A 2,392-nucleotide genomic window follows, 5' to 3' on the forward strand; every position below is an offset into this window, starting at 1 on the left:
GTTGTAGCTTCTAGTAATCATACAAAATAAACATTTTCACTTTGTTGGTAAGTGGAGTTTCTCTATCCATTTACCTTGTAGATGGCTCGTATATGACGTTAGCTTCTATGTTAGTTATTTGTCCTTTGTGTTTATTTTCTTACCTATCAGTATCTTAGTGTTTTATGGTTCTTGTCTTTGATGTTTGAACTGAAAATTAACGTTTGGGATGTGTAAGTTTGATGCATCGTGTTGACTGTTGTTGCAAATTTGAACTCGATCACTTGTATGATTATTTGAGTGCTGGACTGTAAGATCACTGTCACGCATTTAAATTATTGTAGTACAAATATAGTTACCATCTATCTATAGTGACCTTAACAAAAAAACATAAATAAAAAGGTCTCAAGATGGAACTCAATACCCTGATAGTTGGCATCTACTTCCTATTCTTAATTGCGATAGGGTGGATGTTCCGAACGTTTACAAGTACGACAAGTGATTACTTCCGTGGGGGAGGTAATATGCTGTGGTGGATGGTAGGTGCAACCGCATTTATGACCCAGTTCAGTGCTTGGACATTTACTGGTGCAGCAGGTAAAGCTTTTACCGATGGTTTTGCCGTAGCGATTATCTTCATCGCGAACGCATTCGGTTACCTAATGAACTACCTTTACTTCGCTCCGAAGTTCCGCCAACTGCGCGTTGTGACGGTAATTGAAGCGATTCGTATGCGTTTTGGTAAGGTGAATGAGCAAGTATTTACTTGGTCTGGCATGCCAAACAGCGTTATCTCTGCTGGTATCTGGTTGAACGGCCTTGCGATCATCGCATCGGGTATCTTCGGCTTTGATATGACAACGACGATTGTCCTAACGGGTCTGGTTGTACTGGTAATGTCAGTAACAGGCGGCTCTTGGGCGGTAATCGCATCTGACTTTATGCAGATGGTTATCATCATGGCGGTAACGGTGACGTGTGCTGTGGTTGCGATTTACCACGGTGGCGGCGTTACGCAGATCGTTAACGACTTCCCAACAGATTCATTCATTACGGGTGATAACCTGAACTACATGAGCATCTTCAGCATCTGGGCTGTGTTCATCTTCTTAAAGCAGTTCAGCATCACCAACAACATGCTTAACTCTTACCGTTACCTTGCTGCGAAAGATTCAAACAACGCACGTAAAGCTGCACTGCTTGCTTGTGTACTAATGACGCTTGGTCCAATCATCTGGTTCATGCCTTCTTGGTTCATGGCAGGTCAAGGTGTTGATTTAGCGGCAGCTTACCCAGACGCTGGCAGCAAAGCCGCTGACTTCGCTTACCTTTACTTTGTTCAAGAATACATGCCTGCAGGTATGGTTGGCCTTCTGATTGCCGCTATGTTTGCTGCGACTATGTCTTCAATGGACTCTGGTCTAAACCGTAACTCAGGTATCTTTGTTAAGAACTTCTACGAGCCGATTCTTCGTCCTAAAGCGACAGAGAAAGAGCTAATGGTTGTTTCTAAGCTAACGTCTACTTTCTTCGGTATCGCGATCATCTTGGTTGCTCTGTTCATCAACTCTCTTAAAGGTCTGAGCCTTTTCGACACCATGATGTACGTGGGCGCATTGATCGGCTTCCCTATGACAATTCCAGCATTCTGTGGCTTCTTCATCCGTAAAACACCGGATTGGGCAGGTTGGGGTACGCTAGTAGTCGGTGGTGTGGTTTCTTACTTCGTTGGTTTCGTTATCACAGCGGACATGATTCAAAACTGGTTCGGTCTAAACGAACTAACTGGCCGTGAGTGGGCTGACCTGAAAGTGGCTATCGGCCTTATCGGTCACATCGTATTTACTGCTGGCTTCTTCGTTCTTTCAACACTGTTCTACAAGCCATTACCGGAACACCGTGAGAAAGATGTCGACAAGTTCTTCAACAATCTAGCAACACCGTTAGTTGCTGAGAGTAATGAACAGAAGAAACTGGATAACAAGCAACGTCGTATGTTGGGTTCACTTATCGCGGTAGCGGGTGTGGGCGTAATGACAATGTTCGTACTGCCAAACCCTATGTGGGGACGCATGGTATTCGTTCTGTGTGGTTTGATTGTGTTCTCTGTCGGTCTGTTACTTGTTAAAGCGGTCGATGACAAAGTCGAGCAACAAGACGAAGTGACGCCAGCCAAAGGCTAATTCCTTTTAAATCAAAAACTATAACTTTTTACAGCGGCTACCGATTGCGGTAGCCGTTCGTTTGAACTGCCAAAGTTTAATGTGATATGTACGGAGAGCTTTTGAAAATCACTCAATAAGCTTTCTGGCTTTAGCTCATACTGAAATAATTTAAAAAGCCCCAATAGGTAAATGCTTATTGGGGCTTTTTAGTGTTCTGTTTCTAGGCTCAGGGCTCAGGGCTCAGGGCT

General features: G+C 43.9%; 1 protein-coding gene. It reads left to right on the forward strand.

All coding sequences use genetic code 11. From position 1 onward, the window contains the following. Positions 1-389 precede the first annotated feature (389 nt). On the forward strand, positions 390-2,162 hold the full coding sequence (locus AB4232_RS21075; RefSeq protein WP_372087941.1) for a sodium:solute symporter family transporter: 1,773 nt from the start codon (positions 390-392) through the stop codon (positions 2,160-2,162). Positions 2,163-2,392: the final 230 nt, after the last annotated feature.

It is taken from the genome of Vibrio sp. 10N.286.46.A8, assembly GCF_041470165.1.
In the GTDB taxonomy this organism is placed as follows: domain Bacteria; phylum Pseudomonadota; class Gammaproteobacteria; order Enterobacterales; family Vibrionaceae; genus Vibrio; species Vibrio tasmaniensis_A.